Raw genomic sequence first — 17856 nt, 5'->3', positions numbered from 1 at the left:
CGTAAGGTTGGTCTACAAGAATCATCGCTCAGGAACTAGGGCGACATCATTCAAGTGTAGCGCATGAGTTGAAGCGCAACCAAATGTCCAATATGTATAAAGCTGATAGAGCACGACTGGCCTATGTGAACGCCGTAGTTGCACCTCTTCCTTCCATAAGCAGACTATGAATAGAATCGAGTCTATCAGCGAGAGACTCAAGGCAACTTGGTCACCTGATCAAATTTGCTTGCCATGAGAAGCTTGAAGACACGCATGGCATTCAAGTTTTAAGGAAATGCCTAGGCTGGAAAATCGCTTTCGAATCATTTATGAATGAACTGCCGCACCTCACTTGACAATCCGTCTTTTCTACAAACTATGTATTAAGAACATGGAAGCATTGGTCATTGGTACAGGCGGGCAATAAAATGATCGGTATTAGAAACCATGCAAATGGGAGCGGATGCTTAAATCATCGTGCAGCGATTCGTGGATAATTGAAAATATTTAAAAATATGTATTTGGAGTTTAGCCTTTTAAAGATACCATAATGCATAAAATAATTCAAAAAACTTAAAATCCTCCTTTCTTCCCCGTTATTTTCAATAGATCGTTACATCGAAATAATAAAAAAACTGAACAGTGACCCTTACACGGACACTAAAAAACACACTACGCTGTCAGAAGATGATTCCTATATTCATTAGGAGTCATCTTCTTTAATGTCCACTGATATCGTTCGGTATTGTGAAAGTAAATGCAGTGAAGGATATTTTCGTCTCCGATAAGTGCTTAACATTTGGATTTGCTTCTGAGTGTCCATCTCTCGGGTCACAGTTCTATCATCGATAACCCAAGTGAACATTTATGCGGAAATCCTATTTTACTTTAAGAGATTAGATGGATAGCCTCATTTGGAAATGAAAGCATAATGGTCGTCCCCCGCCCCAGTTCACTTTCGGCTAGCACCGTTCCTCCATGAGCTTCTGCCAATTGTTTTGCAATCGCCATTCCAAGTCCCGATCCACAAGAAGACTCATCTGTAGACGTACCGCGGTAGTAACGATTAAATAAATTTCCTAGTGTCTGTTTATCCATTCCTTTCCCATTATCCTCGAATACGAGTACAATTCGGCTACCTTCCATTTGTAGTTTTATGCACAATGTCGTATCCTTCGAATTATGCAAAAATGCATTCACGCACACATTAGCTACCATGCGCCGAAAATAACGCGGATCCATCGAAAATAATACTTCTTGATGGGGATATAAATATTTGATACGTCCTGCGGAATATTCGGGCGGCATGATATGCACCAGTTCCTTTTGCAGCCAGTCTCTCAAATCCATGACTTCTAATTGCAACGGAAGACTGTTGCTCTGCAGTCTATATGTTAAATTCAATTCTTGAATAAGTTCGTCCATCACCTCCGCTTTTTGCCTCATAATATCCGCGTATTCGGCAACTTCCTGTTCACTCCAGTTGTACTGCGGCGCGTTCAAAAGATGCGCATAGCCAATGATAGACGCAAGCGGTGTCTTCATATCATGTGATACCCCCGCGAGCCATTCTTCACGAAGCACTTCATGCTTCCTTCGCTCCTCATCCGCCTCTTCCAGTCGAATTGCCATACGCCGCAAGCTGTCAATGACATCGCCATAGATGCGGTAGTTCCGCTTCATCTTTCCATTCTGCCGCTGTGATAACGGCATGCCCTTGAAATTAGAAGGTTCTTCATACTTGCCAAGCTCAATTCGCCTCATCCACAGCATAATATGCTGAAGCGGCCTTGCCAGCCGCGCGCTCTGCCACCATGCCATGCCGATAAAAACAACGATCATAAACATAATAACAGCCGCAGCAGCAATCCAAATCAATTGCATTGGGCTATCTACAATGAATCCAGCAACGTCAATCGATGAGCCAAATGTAGGAGGCCGATGCATCAGCCACGTTTCTTTCGTATCTGGCATGTAACGATAAGTAAGAATCCATCCATAACGTTCAGGGTAAACGCTTCGAAGACCGATGTCTGAAACTTCATACCGAGACGGCTCTTCTACAGGCTTCTGCCATGATTTGAGTTCACGCCCATCGGCATCTATTAGCTGTACCCATGCCTGTTGGTCGCTTAGTAATTGATCGGCCTCCTTGAAGGATTGCTCAGTCCCCTTCTCTCTAGCCGCCAACCAACGATCCAGCAGTTGATCCTGGGCAGAATCAGTACCAAACAATACCGTAAGCGTTGCATGCCCAATCTCTGTGACATATAAAGATAAATGATAAGGAAATGGAGAATTCTTTTCTACATAGGCCATTATTTCTCCTGAAGCATAATGAGTCGGCACATTTGAAGGAGCCGCATATGACTTGATGACATCTCCCTTCTCATTTACAATTTGCATCCATCCCCCGACCATATCCACTTTCCTCAGTATTTCTTCATCCAGAGATATTTTCCCATCTTCATCGACCGAAATCGACCTAGAAACCAATTCCCAGCCATGCCTCATGAAGTTGCGATTTAATTCCAATTCGGTTACGCGATCAGTTATCCAAATAAACGCAAACAATACCGCAGTTAACAATATTGCCCCAATAAAGACCCACTGCCAACCGTAATGCCATGCCAGCCTCTTTCCCGTCTTCATTGTTGATCTCCTCGTTCACAAAGATGCACTCCTTGTTCCAGTTCTTCCTTTTCGGGCGGAACAAGCTTATATCCGAGTCCACGGACAGTGATCAACAGGCGCGGGTTGCTCGGTTGCATCTCGATGCGCTCTCGGATTCGATGAACATGCACCATAACGGTATTATCATCGCTCAGGGAATCATGGCCCCATACCCGCTCATACAATTCCGATTTCGAAAAAATCCGGTTCGGGTGCTTGCAAAAGAACAGCAGCAATTGAAATACCATCGCGGGACAATCGACGACTTTACCCTTGACGCGAAGCTCACCGGCAGCCGCATCCAATTGAACATCACCATATCGATATACGTGATCTTCAGGCAATGCAGGCACAACTTTCTCTGTCTCCCCTTTTTTGGACATATAACGCCGCAATAAAGCCTTGGTTCGTGCCGCCAGCTCCAATGGATTGAACGGCTTTGCTACATAATCGTCCCCTCCGAGCGCAAACCCGGTCAACTTATCCAAATCCGTCGTCCTGGAGGTCACAAATATAATCGGGGCGTCACACTTCTGGCGGATAAACGGGGCGATTTCAAACCCGCTTTTCCCTGGGAGCATAACATCTAATATAATCAGGTCAACCGCTTCCTTCTCTATATGGCAGATGGCCTCTTCCCCCGTCGTGATACAAGTTATGTACTCCATACCTTCTTTATGTAACACGGCTCGAACCATTTTGCTAAGCGCATTCTCATCCTCAACGATGAGAATGCGCGCCTCATGCAAATCCATGTTATTCATCTCCATTCGCAGCGTAAATTATCTTCCGATCAATGCGTTCATTTTATCACATCTATTTGTCCCCCTTATCTCCACTTTCTTAACGGAACCTTAACTGTCCGTCCAAATGAAGTGGAAAATACTGAATAATTAAGGTTGGCATGAACTTCTGTTTCCATTCCGTTTAACTTCGTTTCCTACAATTAAAGCAGGTAAGTTCATCGCAATCTAAAACATCAATTTATGCTAATGGGAAAGGAAGATTAGAAATGAAACAATCAAAAGGCAGGATAGTTTTTCTGACCGCATGTTTAGCAATCAGCATGACATACCCATTTACTGTCGAAGCTGAGTATAAAGAAGGGATAAGAACGGAACATATGACGAAAACTGCCGGAACTATTGTATCTGACCAATCGTATTCCAAAAATCAACTGACGTCTGAGTTAATCGAACAATGGATCCAAAAGCCGGATGGCTCGCATATGTACCGTTATTTTTCCAAGGAGCTTATGGAAAAAGTCCCTGAAGGCTACCTCCCGAAGCTGCTTCAAGCGCTATGGAAAAAGGGAGAGAAGCCGACGCTTATCGCCCGCAAAAGCTTAGGCGGCATTGAATCATATGTGTGGACGGATTCGACCGGACTGCGTGGCATTCAAACCGGAATTGCGAATAACGAAATCGTGTCGCTGCAGATGTACCCTCTTCTCCAATGGGAATCCGATCATCACCCGACAAAGCAGGCGTATAAGCCCCCGTTTACAGGTGAGTGGCTGGTATTCTGGGGTGGTAATAATGAATTCGTGAATTATCACTACGCTTCTCTTGGGGAACGTTACGCCTATGACCTCGTCATTGCGCGCGGTGGGTTGAGCTATGAGGGAGATCCGTCCAAGAACGAAAGCTACTACGCATTCGGTCAGCCAGTAGTAGCACCACGGGATGGCACCGTCGTTCGAGTAGAGAATAATATTGTAGACAATGATCCCGTTGGCGTACCAAACGAGAAAGATATGGCGGGGAATTATGTGGTCATTGATCATGGCAACGGGGAATACAGCATGCTTGCTCATTTCAAGAAAGGCAGCGTTGTTGTCAAAAAAGGCGACGTTGTCAAGCAAGGCCAACTGTTAGGAGAGTGCGGCAATTCAGGCAATTCAAGTGAACCTCACATTCATTTCCAAGTATCGGATACACCACAGTTTGAGGAAGGCATGTCTATCCGAATTCGTTTTGAGGGCGGGATTGACCCTGTATACGGCCAGACGATTACAGGTCAAAGCGCAGTCGCAACGAAGTAAGTAGCTGCGAATGCTCTCTTATCGCTTTATCATGTAACTTCTATGAAATGAGATCTCGTATCTTCTTAGAATGAACGACGAATAGGAACGTCAGAGAACAAGCGAAAAGATCGAGTGCAGTCACACGAAGGAGGCCAAAACTCGATCTTTTTCGTTATTGTCATGACGTTATTCTAGTTGCATGACCGCGTCATACTTGTGGATGACTTAATGCGTATACGCGTTCACATTATCTGTATCGACTGCCTCATGCAATGCCGCATTCAGCCCACTTGCAATAATGTTCGCCATATCCTCCATGAACTCGTCAACTTCCTTCGGCGTTACGACTAAATCATGACCGAGCGGCTCAAGCACTTCCTTAACCAGCATTAATCGTTCCTGCTCGCTAATATCATCCAGCATGCCAAGGATGTCCCTTGTATGGTTCGTTTCCTGCTTAAAATGCTCTTTCATATAATCAATTGCATTGTTGACAATTGTTGAGGCATAGCAGACCGTCGGCACCCCGATTGCAATGCATGGAATCCCGAGAATGTCCTTCGTCAATCCTCGGCGCTTGTTGCCTACACCAGAGCCTGGGTGAATGCCAATATCTGCAATCTGAATCGTCGTATTCACCCGTTCTAGCGCCTTGGATGCCAGGGCATCGATTGCAATGATCACATCTGGCTTCGTCCGCTCCACAATCCCTTGCACGATTTCGCTCGACTCGATCCCAGTTACCCCGAGTACACCAGGTGCAACCGCACTGACTTCTCGGTATCCAGGACTCACTTGATCCGGCATAATTTCGAAGTAATGGCGAGTAACGAGTACGTTTTCTACGACTAGAGGCCCTAGAGCGTCCGGTGTTACATTCCAATTCCCGAGTCCAACGATGAGCGCCTTGGAGTCTTTATTCAACCCGACTTCACCCAAGAAACCTTCGAACAGCTGAGCGAACTTGGTTGTTACGCGATCCTGGAGCTGGCTGTCCTTACGCCGCAAACCGGGTACTTCAATCGTAATATACCGTCCTGGCAGGCGACCAATTGCACGGGAGCCCTCTTCGGTCTGGACATGTATCTTTGTCACCTTAATTCCACGTACATCCTCCACTTCTTCGGATACACCAGGTATCGGGATCGTACTGTCCGGCTGGGCAATTTCTCTTGATTCGAGTGCTAAATCGGTTCGAACTGAATACGAATTTAAATCTACTGTCATGGTAAACTCCTCCCATATCGCACATCATTTCCTAACCTGTATTTTGCTCATAGAGACGTTTCTTATGCGAATGATAAAGCGTACCGAGCAGAACGGTGACAGACCGTTGAACATCCCCGTCCATTTCAAGGCTAATCCCAATACCAACGTGGCAAATGTATTGCTTTTTGAATTGTAGCGTGATAGAATACTTTAAGTTGTGAATCTATTTTTCTTATGAACGAGGGAATTGGATTCTGTTGTCGCACTACGATGCAACGGAGGTGAAAGCAATGCCAAACATTAAATCCGCTGTTAAACGCGTTAAAACAAACGACAAGCGCCGTCTGTTGAACGCTTCTCAAAAATCTGCACTTCGCACAGCTGTTAAAGCAGCTGACACTGCTTTGGCGAACAACGAAGCAGAAACAGCTAAAGCTGCTGTCGCTTTGGCTTCCAAGAAATTGGATAAAGCTGTGACAAAAGGCTTGGTACACAAAAACGCGGCTTCCCGCAAAAAGTCTCGCTTGGCAACGAAATTGAACGCTCTGCTTGCGCAAGCGTAAGCCCGAGCCTTTTCATACTTAGCTAGAAGCGAAGAAACCAGAAGATGAACGCCTAGGCGTTCATCTTCTGGTTTCTTTTTGCATTCTTGTTATTCCTTTCGACATCCGCATAATAAACAGCTCTAAGCCCAATGTTTTTTCCACTTGACCTGATTTCATTTCATAATCAAGCTCTGCCGCCTCTGCAATCCACTTTGTCAGCATATTGCTATCATAGTCACGCGCTTGCTCATAAGCCATTTTGACCGCATACGGATGCATTCCGAGCTGAGAAGCTGCCTGCTGCTGACTGAAGCTGCGGCTCGTCAATTCCTTCACCTGTACCATAATCCGCAACTGACGCACGATAAGCGCCATAATTTTAATGGGCTCTTCCTTCTGCTTCAACAATTCATGCAGCGTATCGAGCGCACGATCCGCCCGCCGCTTAATAATGTCCTCGACGAGTTGAAATACATTCTGCTCCGTATTTTTAGCAATTAAAGAGTGGACCGTATCTACGACTACTGTTCCGCCTGTCCCAGTGAACAAGCAGCACTTTTCAATTTCGGCCGACAGGGTTTGCAAATTCGTTCCAGCATTGTTCAGAACGGTTCGTACGGCCTCATCCTCTATGGCGCATCCGTGCTTCTCCGCTTCCTTGCGAACCCATAAAATCAGCTCATCAGCACTAAGCGGCAAGAAAGGCAGCACCGCCCCTGCGGTCTTTGCTTTCTTGACCGTTTTCTTTCGCTCATCCAGCTTGTCCGCTTGGACAAGGAATACTACAATGCTCGTATCCATCGGATTATCCATATACTCCAGCAAGCGTTCGGTCTGATGCTCAATCTTGCCATCCTTGCCTGATGCGAACACCGTCTGATCCTTGACAAGAATGATTTTGCGCTGAACTAGGAACGGCATCGTCTCCGCCTCTGCTACGACTGCCTCCACTGGAAATTCAGAAGTATCCATCTTCATAATGGCTAATTCACGATTTTCTTCATCCACGGTATGCTCTATTAAAAATTGAACGAATTCCTGAATTCGATATTTTTCCGTACCGTACAGAATATAGATAGGGCGCGGGAAGCCGCGCTTAATTTCCTTGACGGCTGCTTTAATATCCACCATGTTGCTACCCTCCCCTCACGATATAACGAACCTCATCATAGCAGACTTTGCTGCAAAAACAAAGGGACTTGCACAACATCTCTGTTGCGCGAGTCCCTTTGTCCCCTAACATCTATAATAAACATTTGCCACGAAGCTCTAGAAACTTCGCACAAATGGTCATTCGACGTACGGGAAAGCTTTGCTGTCATCCTGATATTATAATATACGCAAGGCCTTACTAATGTGTGCATCAACGCCCTGCATGTCTGCCCTTTTTATTGCTGCTGCTGAACGGAACCCTCGATCACTTCTCGCTCTTCCTGATTTTCAGTATCCTTAACCAGTTCGAGCGATTCGTTCTTCAGCTCATATTGCTGCTTAACCGACTTTCCATCTTCCGCTGCGGTCACAATCGTCAGCTTCGAGCTGTCAGCAGACCATAAAAGCTCTATTGGCTTATCTGCCAGTGCAATTGTCTGCAGCTTGGTACGTTCCTGTCCAGTTAACTTATACAACAGTAACTGCCCATTGTCCCAAGTCGCCATAAGGCTGCCGTTCGGTGCCGTTGCTTCAGCCGTGGACGTAATCGAAGGAGGACCAACTAGGCTGTTGACCTGCTTCTCCTCAGTTGAACCATTATCATTTTGAACCTGATTTGTATCTTCTTTCGGCGGCTCTTCTGCCGGAGTCTGTTTTGTATCTTTTTGCAACTGATCTTTCTTAGCATCTTCCTTCTTGCCCTCTTGTTTAGCCGGAACCTTGCCCTTATCCAGATCCGTTTTCGGCTGTCCGCCTTTTACAGGGGGTTGATCTGTTGAGGCTATCTCTCGCTCCTTTTGCCGACGAGATGACTTACCTTTAGAATCTGCCTCTGTCTTCGAACTTTCCCGATCCGCGGAGCCTGCCTTATATTCCTGAACACCTTGTTCTGACGCCTTAAGATCCTTATTTTCCGTTCCATCCGGCGCCTTATAGGCAGAAGAGTCAGGCTGATTGTTCTGTGGATCGTTATTCGCTGGCTTCTCCTTCACCGGCGAACTAGAGTCCGATTTAGTTTCTTGAGGGCCATGTGATTCATCCATCGCTTCTGATTGCATCAATTGCTCTTTTCCCAGCTCGCCAAAGTCCCCAGCCTGTTCGACTGTAGGCGGCTTGAAATTCACAATAAACAGTCCTAGCACAAGCCCCGCTGCTACGACAGCGCTTGTTGCACGCCAACGGATTCGTTCGAACCACCGCTGAGCAGCCTGAGGCTGCGAACGATCCTTATCGATACGTTCCTTTTCGGACTTATCGTTCGTTACTGGGCTCACTGCCTTCATCTCATGCGGATAAGGTTCTACATTTGATTCGACCGCAGCCAACTGTTCGTCTCGATCTATGAAATCAAGCGTAGGCATAATTGCATCTACTAGGCTGAATTTAGGCTCGACCTTAGGCAGCTGAACTAATTCCATATGGAGCCGTTCCAATCGCTCAGCCATTTCACTACAGGCGGGGCAATGGTTAATATGCTCAGTCAGAAGGCGCTGTTCCGTATCGTTTATGTCTCCATCCAATCTCCGCTGCATAAGTTCCATCACCTCTGAACAGTTCATCCTCGCACACCACCTTTCTCGTAATCTTGCAGCATTGTCTGCAGCTGTTGTCTGGCGCGGAATAGATATGATTTCACCGTATTGAGAGGCAAGTTCAAACTTTCAGCAATTTCGTTATACGAGAAGTCTTGCAGGTAACGAAGCACAACGACAGCACGATGATGCTCCGGCAGTTGCTCTATCGCCTCTCGTATATCCTGCGCTGCATGGGAAGATAGAACCTCACGCTCCACGCTTTCATTCCCAAGGAATGTGAGGTTATGCTCCTCAATTGATACAGTTGGCTTCGTACGACGGAATTTGTCAATGCAAATATTCGTTACGATGCGCTGTACCCAAGTTTTGAACTGTGCTTTCTCCTCATACGATTGAATTTTAGTATATATCCGGATTAAGGCCTCTTGGGACGCGTCCAGTGCATCCTGCTCATTATTCAGTATGTAATAAGCAGTTCGATACACATATTGTTCGATTTCCCGCAAAAGAGTGATAAGCGCGTCTCTATCGCCAGACTGAGCGGATCGAATGAGTCCTGGCTCTACCACCTTGATCCCCCTCTCTTGCATATCCATTGACGTGAGAACGTCTGAAATGGTTGCAGATGATCGTTACCAATTTGTAGAATAATCTTGATACGTGAATTTTTTTTCAATAATCCAACATTAGCATAGCAAACAACACCTTGAAAAGGATATTACAATGTAATGAAACTTAAAAAATAGAAGAAAGCTACAGGAAAGAAGAAAAAGCACGCCTTATATGACGTGCTTCCCGCGCCAATCTATAAATGTATCCTATCACGCTTCGCTCTAACCTTCAAACCACCTGATGTCAGCTTGAATTGAATTTCCCCCTCTATGTCTGTACGCTTCACTGGGATCCTCGCATCACGCAGCGTATCTAACACCTTCGGATGTGGATGACCATATCGATTATTTCGCCCCGCTGAAATAATTCCGATTTTGGGGTGCCATTGCTCTATCCATTCTGGGGTAGTAGAGGTTTTGCTGCCATGATGCGCTACCTTCAATACATCAATAACCCTCGGCGACCTCTCTGCAACATATTGCAGCATTTGTCTCTCTCCATCGGCCTCCAAATCACCTGTCAGCATGAATACCGCATGTTCACCACTGGTTGGGTGTGTAAGTGTTACCTGTACGACAAGGGACGCCTCATTCTGATTGTTCTCCAATTGGAGAGAAGAATCAGAATTTGATGATGGGTACGGATACAAAACCTCTAACGTACTCCACTGATCCAACTTCCAGCGCTGTCCCGCTTCCCATTTACGGATTGGAATCCCTTTATCTATAGCTGTACCATATAAATTGTTCATAAAAACAGAAGACTTCCATGTCCCATTCATAATGAACTGCTTCACGGGAATATGCTTCAACACGGCCTGCAAGCCGCCGGCATGATCTTGATCAGCATGGGTAAGCAGAACGACATCCAACTCCCTGATTCCTCGCTGCTTCAATAAGGGGACAACAACCTTTTCCCCTACCTCGAATGGTACCCTTCGTTCTCGCCAATGGTCATTCGGTTTGCGGAAATTCACAGTCCCTCCTCCATCAATCAGCATATGCTTGCCTGTCGCAGTCGAAATCAGAACACTGTCACCCTGACCAACATCAATGAAGCTTACCGTTGCACCATCAGGACGGCTCCAAGTATATCCCTGCACCACCACGAATCCAAAAATGAAAACAGCCCCAAATGCTCTGATCCCCTGATATCGTCCCCCTCTAATCGGAAGCTCGATGAAATCAAGCGGCTGTGTTTCATCCCCATGATGAACTGCCGCATTCTTGCCTCTCTTGTAAATCTGTCTAGTTGCCGACCAGCGGCGTACAGATTCAAGTGCTATGGCGAATATCACATAGTAAAGAACAATCCACCACAATGGAGGCGTTGGCCATATAATCGTAGCTCCTTCGATTTGCGCCAGCCAGTGAACCAAGTGGAACGTGAACTCATTCAAGTGTTCAACGAGCCACGCAACTGGTTTCGCTAAGGGCTCATATACGGAACCGATAAGTAAGGATATGGAACCTAAAGGTAGTACAATAAGACTAATACAGGGCACTATCACAAAATTAGCTAGAAATGATAACAGTGAAAACTGATTAAAATAATATACCGTTAGAGGCAGTGATACAGACTGTGCGACTAACGTCACAGAGATTGCACTGGATATCGTTCTTGGAAGTGAGCCTAACATGTTCATCACTTGAGGAACAAATACTATCAATCCGGCCGTAACCACAAAAGATAATTGAAATCCGACCTGAAGCACATAGCGGGGATCCCATAACGCCATAAGAAGGAAGGCTGCCGCCAATAGATGAAGACCATCCTTCAGCCAGCCCCTTTTTGCTCCGTACAGTGCAAGAAGCGCCATCATACCTGCCCGTATGACAGACGCAGAGGCTCCGGTCATCAATACATATATTGGGATGAATCCCATCGTGATCGATATGCTCGTTTCCTTGGTGATTCGCAGTAAGCGTAAGAGCGATAATAACGCTCCGATGAGTACGCCTACATGCAGTCCGGATATGGCGAGCACATGGGTCAGTCCCAACTGCGAAAACTGTTGATAAATATCCGGATCCATATCTTCCCGCGTCCCTAGCACAAGCCCCTGCATATAGCCGCTATGCGGTTGTACGTAGATGTGCTGCAGTATATTTGCCAAACGTTCCCTGCCTTGATCAACATAGGCGAGCATCCGATTCCATATGACTATTGGTTCATAGATAGAGATCGTTCCAAGTGAAACATGCAGTTGCATGTGCTGTAAGCCAGACACCTTCAAGATTGAATGGATATGCAATGTACGCAAATAGTCTCGATAACTAAAACCACCAAAATTCCCAGCGTCACCGGGGACATCCAGCTTGCCTTGTATACGTACCAGTTGCCCACGTTTCCAATCATTCACTAGCTTCAACTCCTGCTTGCTCAAGAGTTTAACTTGAACAAGCAGCATTTCCCGAACACGATCCATACGAGACACTTCAGGTGTCCTCCAGCCTGTTGCTGCAAGTTGGAACTGCATCCGGTCTCCATCGATCTCTGGATGGGAAAAAATGATTCCTTCCCACTCACCGTTCAATTCCTGTTCCTGATCGACAAGGGAAAGGGATTCCCATTCTGACCATACACTGTCGCCAGCCTTGACGATCCATTGATAATAAAGCACAGCAAACATTAATAGCAGCGCATAGACGATCGCCTGCATGCGGCTGCATTTGCTCCCAATTACACAGATGGGCAGCAGCAGTGTCAATCCGAATGCCGCTACCCAAGCCTCTCCATTAGACAGCACTGCGCTCAGATGAAATCCTGCTGCAATGATACATGCAGCAGCGACTAACGGCCGACGTGCCAGCATATGAACTCCTTCCTGCTGCGAATACGCAAAAAAACCTCTGTACTCGCAAGTTCACTCGTTCGCCTTCCATATGCGCAACAAAGTACTTGATTTGAGTACAGAGGTTCTTCCTCTTCCGTATTCAACATTTTCAATTATTCGCGAACCTCATCCATAACTGATTCAGCTGGCGGATGATAATGCTGCAGCTGGCGGAACACAATTCCTTTGTGCTCCATCATCGCCGCCACCTTTTCACTGTCCTTCTTATAAGGGCGATGATATACGATCTCCACAACGCCGCTGTTCGCAAGCATATTTGCACATGTCCAGCATGGCTGATCCGTCACATATACCGTAGAACCTTCCCGATCATTCCGATCTGTGAACAGGAGCAAATTTTGTTCGGCGTGGATCGTACGTATGCAGCGCTGCTTCTTGACCATCTGCTCCGAACCGTCTACGATAACCTTCTCATACTGTTCTGCGATCATGCAGCCAGCCTCACTGCAGTCAGGAACCCCCATCGGAGCGCCGTTATAAGCAGTACCCAACAGCTTCTTACCCTGTACAAGCAACGCGCCAACATGCCTTCTAGGGCATCGTGAGCGTGTAGACACCATATAGGCAATATCCATAAAATATGTATCCCAGTCTTTGCGCATAGTCGTTGTCATAACTCCAGTCCCCATTCTTCTGCCTTTGTCTATGATGTGTATATTATCCTTATTGTAAGCAGGGTTGTGCATTCGTGCAACAAAAGACGTCACATTCTACACATTGCCTTCTTTACTCAATACGGACTTTATCCCGGATTTTAGCCATTAGCTTTTTTCCGATTCCCTTCACCTTCATCAAATCGTCAATTCGACGGAAGGCGCCCTTCTTGTCACGATATTCAACAATTGCCTTCGCTTTACTTGGACCAATACCTGGAAGCGTCATTAACGCTGAGGCATCAGCCGTATTAATGTTAATTAGCTGGGATGGAGTTTCTTTTCCTCCTGAAACATTTGCTTGCTCCTTAATATCTTTTTTGATCTGTTGTTCATCAGCTGCCACTAAAGGAGGGGAAGTTGCAGAAGTTGCAGAAGTTGCAGAAGTTGCAGAAGTTTCTGAGCTTCCAGAGTTGTCCGGCTGCCCAGTATCAATACCGCTGTTCTTCTTCACGTCAGCTTGTATAGCAGGTTGCTGCTTATATCCCCAATCTTCCCCTTTACCCCCTTTCAATGGCATAGTATTGTCATTCAGCAGAGCTGGCTTTCCATCAGCGGCAATCAAAGACTCAATTTCTTCATTCAGATCTGTCCATGTGCCTGCATCCAATACTGCTTGCGGCTTCACCCATACCCACATGCAAATCGCAACACCAATCACGGCCAAGCCCATAGCTAGCAGCCAGCGCATTGGCAGTGCTTTAGCTTCCCTATTTCCTTGCTTCATGTCCCCACACCCTTCGTCAGCGAATGACGGCATAATGGTCAACCATGTCATCATATGGATCAATAAGCTTGATAATTTTGCGTTCGTAGAAATTGAATACGAAGAGAACATAATCACGACGTGTGCAGAATAGGCAGAGGCAAAGGGAGGGAACGTACTTGAAAGTCGGATTTATTGGTACGGGAAGCATGGGGTCTACGATAATTGAGGCACTACTTCAATCTGGAGCATTAGAATCATCTCAACTTATCGCAAGCAATCGTTCAAAACATAAAATTCAGCAACTTGCTGCACAATACCCCGGGTTTCAACTGGCCAGCAGCAATGTAGAAACTGTACAGGAAAGCGATATTGTCTTTATATGCGTAAAGCCTTTGGAGTTTAAAACGGTTCTGGATGAAATAGCGCCATTTGTCAGACCTGAACTTATCGCTGTATCGATAACAAGCCCTGTGTTGATCAGCCATTTAGAACAGCAGCTGACTTGTAAAATAGCGAAAATTATCCCGAGTATCACGAATTATGTATGGAGCGGAGCATCCTTATGTATGTATGGCAGCAGAATCCTTACAGAAGACAGGCTGCTATTGGAACAACTGATGATGTCAATTAGCCGACCTGTTCAGGTTCCCGAGCAGTTCACCCGCATCACTTCGGATATATCAAGCTGCGGCCCTGCATTCATTGCCTTCTTTGTCCAAAAATGGGTAGACGCTGCTGTTGAAGTAACAGGAATCGAAAGAAAAGACGCCGAACGTCTAGCTAGCGAAATGCTGCTTGGAACTGGCAAGCTGCTTACCGAGGGCGGTTTCACCCTTGAGCATCTGAAACAGCGGGTAGCCGTCCCCGGCGGCATAACCGCCGAGGCGCTCCGACTGTTGGATGATGAGCTCGAAGGAGTATTCCAGCAGCTCATTCAAGTCACCCATGCCAAATACGAGGAGGACCTGCATAAGGTCGAATTCCAGTTATTCGGCGAAGAACTTAACCGACCACAATGTTGACGAGTCGACCTTTGACCGCGATGACTTTGCGAACCGTCTTGCCAGCAATGGCTTCCTGAACGTTCGCAAGGGACATCGCTTTTTGCTGCATCGCCTCTTCGTCAGCATCAGCCGCTACATTTGAACGGCATACAATCTTACCATTCACTTGGATTACAATCTCAACTTCTGCGTCAACGGTAAGAGCTTCCTCATAAATCGGCCATGCAACATACGTAATCGACTCTTGATGGCCAAGACGCTGCCACAATTCCTCTGCAATATGAGGCGCAAGCGGCGACAGCAATTGAACGAAGTTCTCCATCGCTTGGCGCGGAAGAACATCTGTCTTGTAAGCTTCATTGATGAAAATCATCAATTGGCTGATTGCCGTATTGAAGCGGAAGCCTTCAATGTCTTCCTTTACCTTCTTAATCGTCTTGTGCCATGTACGGATGAAGGCTTGGTCTGCGCCATCCGTTCCGTCAACGATTTTGCTGTTCAGTGCTCCTGTTTCCTCGTTAATGAACAGGCGCCAGATGCGGTTCAAGAAGCGGAAGCTGCCTTCTACCCCGTTCGTATTCCAAGGCTTTGTTGCCTCCAATGGACCCATGAACATTTCATAGATGCGAAGTGTATCGCCGCCGAACTCGTTCACAATATCATCTGGATTGATTACATTGCCGCGAGACTTGGACATCTTCTCACCATTCGTACCAAGGATCATCCCTTGGTTAACGAGCTTCTGGAATGGCTCCTTCGTATCTACAACGCCGAGGTCGAACAATACCTTATGCCAGAAGCGTGCATACAGCAAGTGAAGAACCGCGTGCTCTACGCCTCCAATGTACAGGTCGACCGGAAGCCATTTCTTTTGCTTCTCTTTAGAGCAGATTTCATCGTTATTGTGCGGATCGATGTAGCGCAGGTAGTACCAGCTGCTTCCCGCCCATTGCGGCATTGTGTTCGTTTCACGACGAGCCTTCATGCCTGTCTCTGGATCAACTGTGTTCACCCATTCGTCTACATTCGCAAGCGGAGATTCTCCAGTACCCGATGGACGAATCTGGTCTACATCCGGCAGGGTAAGTGGAAGCTCGGATTCTGGCACAGGCTTCATCGTACCGTCTTCAAGATGCAAAATCGGAATCGGCTCTCCCCAATAACGTTGACGGCTGAACAGCCAGTCACGCAGGCGGTACGTCACTTTGCCCTCGCCTTTGCCTTCTGCTTCAAGCCACTCAATCATGCGCGCCATTGCAGTTGCATTATCCATTCCATTCAGGAATTCCGAATTTACATGCTCTCCGTCTCCGGAATATGCTTCTTCCTGTACATTGCCGCCATTAATCACTTCAATAATTGGCAGGTCGAACTGCTTGGCAAATTCCCAGTCGCGCTGATCATGACCTGGGACAGCCATAATTGCCCCTGTACCGTATCCAGCAAGTACATAATCCGCAATCCAGATTGGAAGCTTCGTCCCATTCGCCGGGTTCACTGCATAGCTGCCTGTGAATACACCCGTTTTGTCCTTCGCCAAATCTGTACGCTCCAGATCACTCTTACGTGCTGCTTGCTCTTGGTATGCCTTCACGGCAGCCTGCTGTTCAGCAGTTGTAATGCGATCAACAAGCTCATGCTCCGGCGCGACAACACAGTAAGTTGCACCGAACAGCGTATCTGGACGAGTCGTGAATACAACCAATTCCTCATCGTGACCATCGATTGCAAAGCGAACTTCAGCACCCTTGGACTTGCCAATCCAGTTGCGCTGCATGTCTTTCAAGCTTTCCGGCCAATCAAGATCATCCAAATCTTGCAGCAGGCGCTCTGCGTACTCGGTAATCTTCAATACCCACTGGCGCATTGGCTTTCGTATAACTGGATGGTTACCGCGCTCCGAGCGGCCATCGATAACTTCCTCGTTGGCAAGAACCGTGCCAAGTGCTGGACACCAGTTAACCGGTACCTCAGCTACATATGCCAGGCCTCTCTTGTACAACTGGATGAAAATCCACTGTGTCCACTTGTAATATTCCGGATCAGTCGTGCTGAACTCACGATCCCAGTCATATGAAAAGCCGAGAGACTTAATCTGACGACGGAAGTTGTCAATATTCTTCACCGTAAATTCACGCGGATGCTGTCCTGTATCAATGGCATACTGCTCAGCTGGAAGGCCGAATGCATCCCATGCCATTGGATGAAGGACGTTATATCCCTGCATACGCTTGTAACGGGACATGATGTCGGTTGCCGTATAACCTTCCGGATGCCCTACATGAAGACCCGCTCCAGATGGATAAGGGAACATATCCAACGCATAGAAATTCGGCTTGCTTTCGTCTTCTGTCGTTGCGAATGTCTTATGTTCATCCCAATAGGATTGCCATTTCGGCTCAATCTGCTGTGGCGCGTAGCCATGCGGCTGCTTCACTTCTTGACTCATAATTAATCCTCCTACGATGCCTTAACGGCTGCTCGCGCATGTCCGTCCTGCTTGCGGCAATGAATAAATGTGATTAAAAAAGCCTCTCATCCTTAGCGAATATCGCTAGGGACGAGAGGCATTATTCCCGTGGTACCACCCTAGTTAGCGGACAGCATGCTTTGCTATCCACTCCCTTTACACCATTAACGCTGGTGAAACGTCGCAGCTTAACGTTCCCGATTCTGCTGCGCGACTCTGAGGTGAGTTCGCTTCTACTCCATTACCGGCTTGCACCAACCGCCAGCTCTCTGAAGATGGATCGTAAGGTACTATTCCTCTTCGAAGTCTTTCCATTCTACCTATTCAGCTTCAATGTGATTATTGTGCACCAAATAGGTGCAAGTAGCTATATCATAATGAAAAATTTACTTATTGTCAATGATCGCCAAGCAACTCCAAAACTTTCTT

General features: G+C 46.7%; 13 protein-coding genes, 2 pseudogenes and 1 other annotated feature. Of the genes and pseudogenes, 4 read left to right on the top strand and 11 right to left on the bottom strand.

All coding sequences use genetic code 11. The features are described from left to right. Positions 1 to 17: 17 nt before the first annotated feature. Positions 18 to 170: pseudogene (locus ACQ5BJ_RS08665) on the top strand (IS30 family transposase); the annotation flags it as partial. A 484-nt stretch (positions 171 to 654) separates the two neighbouring features. On the opposite strand, the pseudogene ACQ5BJ_RS08660 reads toward ACQ5BJ_RS08665, so the two are convergent. The 3 genes and pseudogenes from ACQ5BJ_RS08660 to ACQ5BJ_RS08650 all read right to left on the bottom strand — a co-directional run. Further along, a pseudogene (locus ACQ5BJ_RS08660) lies at positions 655 to 759 on the bottom strand (IS3 family transposase); the annotation flags it as partial. A gap of 111 nt (positions 760 to 870) precedes the next feature. Then, positions 871 to 2634 carry a HAMP domain-containing sensor histidine kinase gene (locus tag ACQ5BJ_RS08655; protein WP_268622854.1) on the bottom strand — a complete coding sequence of 588 codons (1764 nt, stop codon included), beginning with the start codon at positions 2632 to 2634 and terminating at the stop codon, positions 871 to 873. Next, positions 2631 to 3410, bottom strand: coding sequence for a response regulator transcription factor (locus ACQ5BJ_RS08650; protein WP_005547852.1), 780 nt, complete (start codon positions 3408 to 3410; stop codon positions 2631 to 2633). The genes ACQ5BJ_RS08655 and ACQ5BJ_RS08650 overlap by 4 nt, the downstream gene beginning before the upstream one ends. 257 nt (positions 3411 to 3667) lie before the next feature. Between ACQ5BJ_RS08650 and ACQ5BJ_RS08645 the strand changes: the two genes are divergently transcribed. Further along, positions 3668 to 4699 (top strand): M23 family metallopeptidase, encoded by a 1032-nt coding sequence (locus ACQ5BJ_RS08645; protein ID WP_005547851.1) that lies wholly within the window; start codon positions 3668 to 3670, stop codon positions 4697 to 4699. 207 nt (positions 4700 to 4906) lie between these two features. Here the strand turns inward: ACQ5BJ_RS08645 and gpr are convergent, their stop codons facing one another. After that, positions 4907 to 5908: a GPR endopeptidase gene (gene gpr / locus ACQ5BJ_RS08640; protein WP_005547849.1), complete on the bottom strand. Its 1002-nt coding sequence runs from the start codon at positions 5906 to 5908 to the stop codon at positions 4907 to 4909. A 272-nt stretch (positions 5909 to 6180) separates the two neighbouring features. Between gpr and rpsT the strand changes: the two genes are divergently transcribed. Then, positions 6181 to 6453 carry a 30S ribosomal protein S20 gene (gene rpsT, locus ACQ5BJ_RS08635; RefSeq protein WP_005547847.1) on the top strand — a complete coding sequence of 91 codons (273 nt, stop codon included), beginning with the start codon at positions 6181 to 6183 and terminating at the stop codon, positions 6451 to 6453. 60 nt (positions 6454 to 6513) lie between these two features. Here rpsT and holA read toward each other — a convergent pair whose 3' ends face one another. The 6 genes from holA to ACQ5BJ_RS08605 all read right to left on the bottom strand — a co-directional run bounded on the left by holA (position 6514) and on the right by ACQ5BJ_RS08605 (position 13971). After that, the gene (gene holA / locus ACQ5BJ_RS08630) at positions 6514 to 7563 is read right to left on the bottom strand and encodes a DNA polymerase III subunit delta (RefSeq protein ID WP_430110349.1); all 1050 of its coding nucleotides are present in this window, start codon (positions 7561 to 7563) and stop codon (positions 6514 to 6516) included. 260 nt (positions 7564 to 7823) lie between these two features. Beyond that, on the bottom strand, positions 7824 to 9146 hold the full coding sequence (locus ACQ5BJ_RS08625) for a zf-HC2 domain-containing protein (RefSeq protein WP_430110090.1): 1323 nt from the start codon (positions 9144 to 9146) through the stop codon (positions 7824 to 7826). Next, positions 9143 to 9691: an RNA polymerase sigma factor gene (locus tag ACQ5BJ_RS08620; RefSeq protein ID WP_005547843.1), complete on the bottom strand. Its 549-nt coding sequence runs from the start codon at positions 9689 to 9691 to the stop codon at positions 9143 to 9145. Before ACQ5BJ_RS08620 ends, ACQ5BJ_RS08625 begins: the two co-directional genes overlap by 4 nt. Before the next feature lie 236 nt (positions 9692 to 9927). Then, positions 9928 to 12549, bottom strand: coding sequence for a ComEC/Rec2 family competence protein (locus ACQ5BJ_RS08615; RefSeq protein ID WP_430110093.1), 2622 nt, complete (start codon positions 12547 to 12549; stop codon positions 9928 to 9930). A gap of 134 nt (positions 12550 to 12683) precedes the next feature. Beyond that, positions 12684 to 13205 carry a deoxycytidylate deaminase gene (locus ACQ5BJ_RS08610; RefSeq protein ID WP_430110097.1) on the bottom strand — a complete coding sequence of 174 codons (522 nt, stop codon included), beginning with the start codon at positions 13203 to 13205 and terminating at the stop codon, positions 12684 to 12686. Positions 13206 to 13317: 112 nt separating this feature from the next. Next, complete coding sequence (locus ACQ5BJ_RS08605; protein ID WP_430110100.1) at positions 13318 to 13971, bottom strand: ComEA family DNA-binding protein; 654 nt, start codon at positions 13969 to 13971, stop codon at positions 13318 to 13320. Positions 13972 to 14129: 158 nt separating this feature from the next. On the opposite strand from ACQ5BJ_RS08605, the gene comER reads away from it, so the two are divergent. After that, positions 14130 to 14975 carry a late competence protein ComER gene (gene comER / locus ACQ5BJ_RS08600; RefSeq protein ID WP_005547839.1) on the top strand — a complete coding sequence of 282 codons (846 nt, stop codon included), beginning with the start codon at positions 14130 to 14132 and terminating at the stop codon, positions 14973 to 14975. Here comER and leuS read toward each other — a convergent pair. Beyond that, positions 14956 to 17406: a leucine--tRNA ligase gene (gene leuS, locus ACQ5BJ_RS08595; RefSeq protein ID WP_430110103.1), complete on the bottom strand. Its 2451-nt coding sequence runs from the start codon at positions 17404 to 17406 to the stop codon at positions 14956 to 14958. The genes comER and leuS overlap by 20 nt on opposite strands. A gap of 104 nt (positions 17407 to 17510) precedes the next feature. After that, positions 17511 to 17740, bottom strand: a binding site (T-box leader). Positions 17741 to 17856: the final 116 nt, after the last annotated feature.

Origin of the sequence: Paenibacillus sp. B1-35 (assembly GCF_050474385.1) — a bacterium.
Taxonomy (GTDB): domain Bacteria; phylum Bacillota; class Bacilli; order Paenibacillales; family Paenibacillaceae; genus Paenibacillus_B; species Paenibacillus_B alvei.
This window is presented reverse-complemented; position numbering and strand designations above follow the sequence as displayed.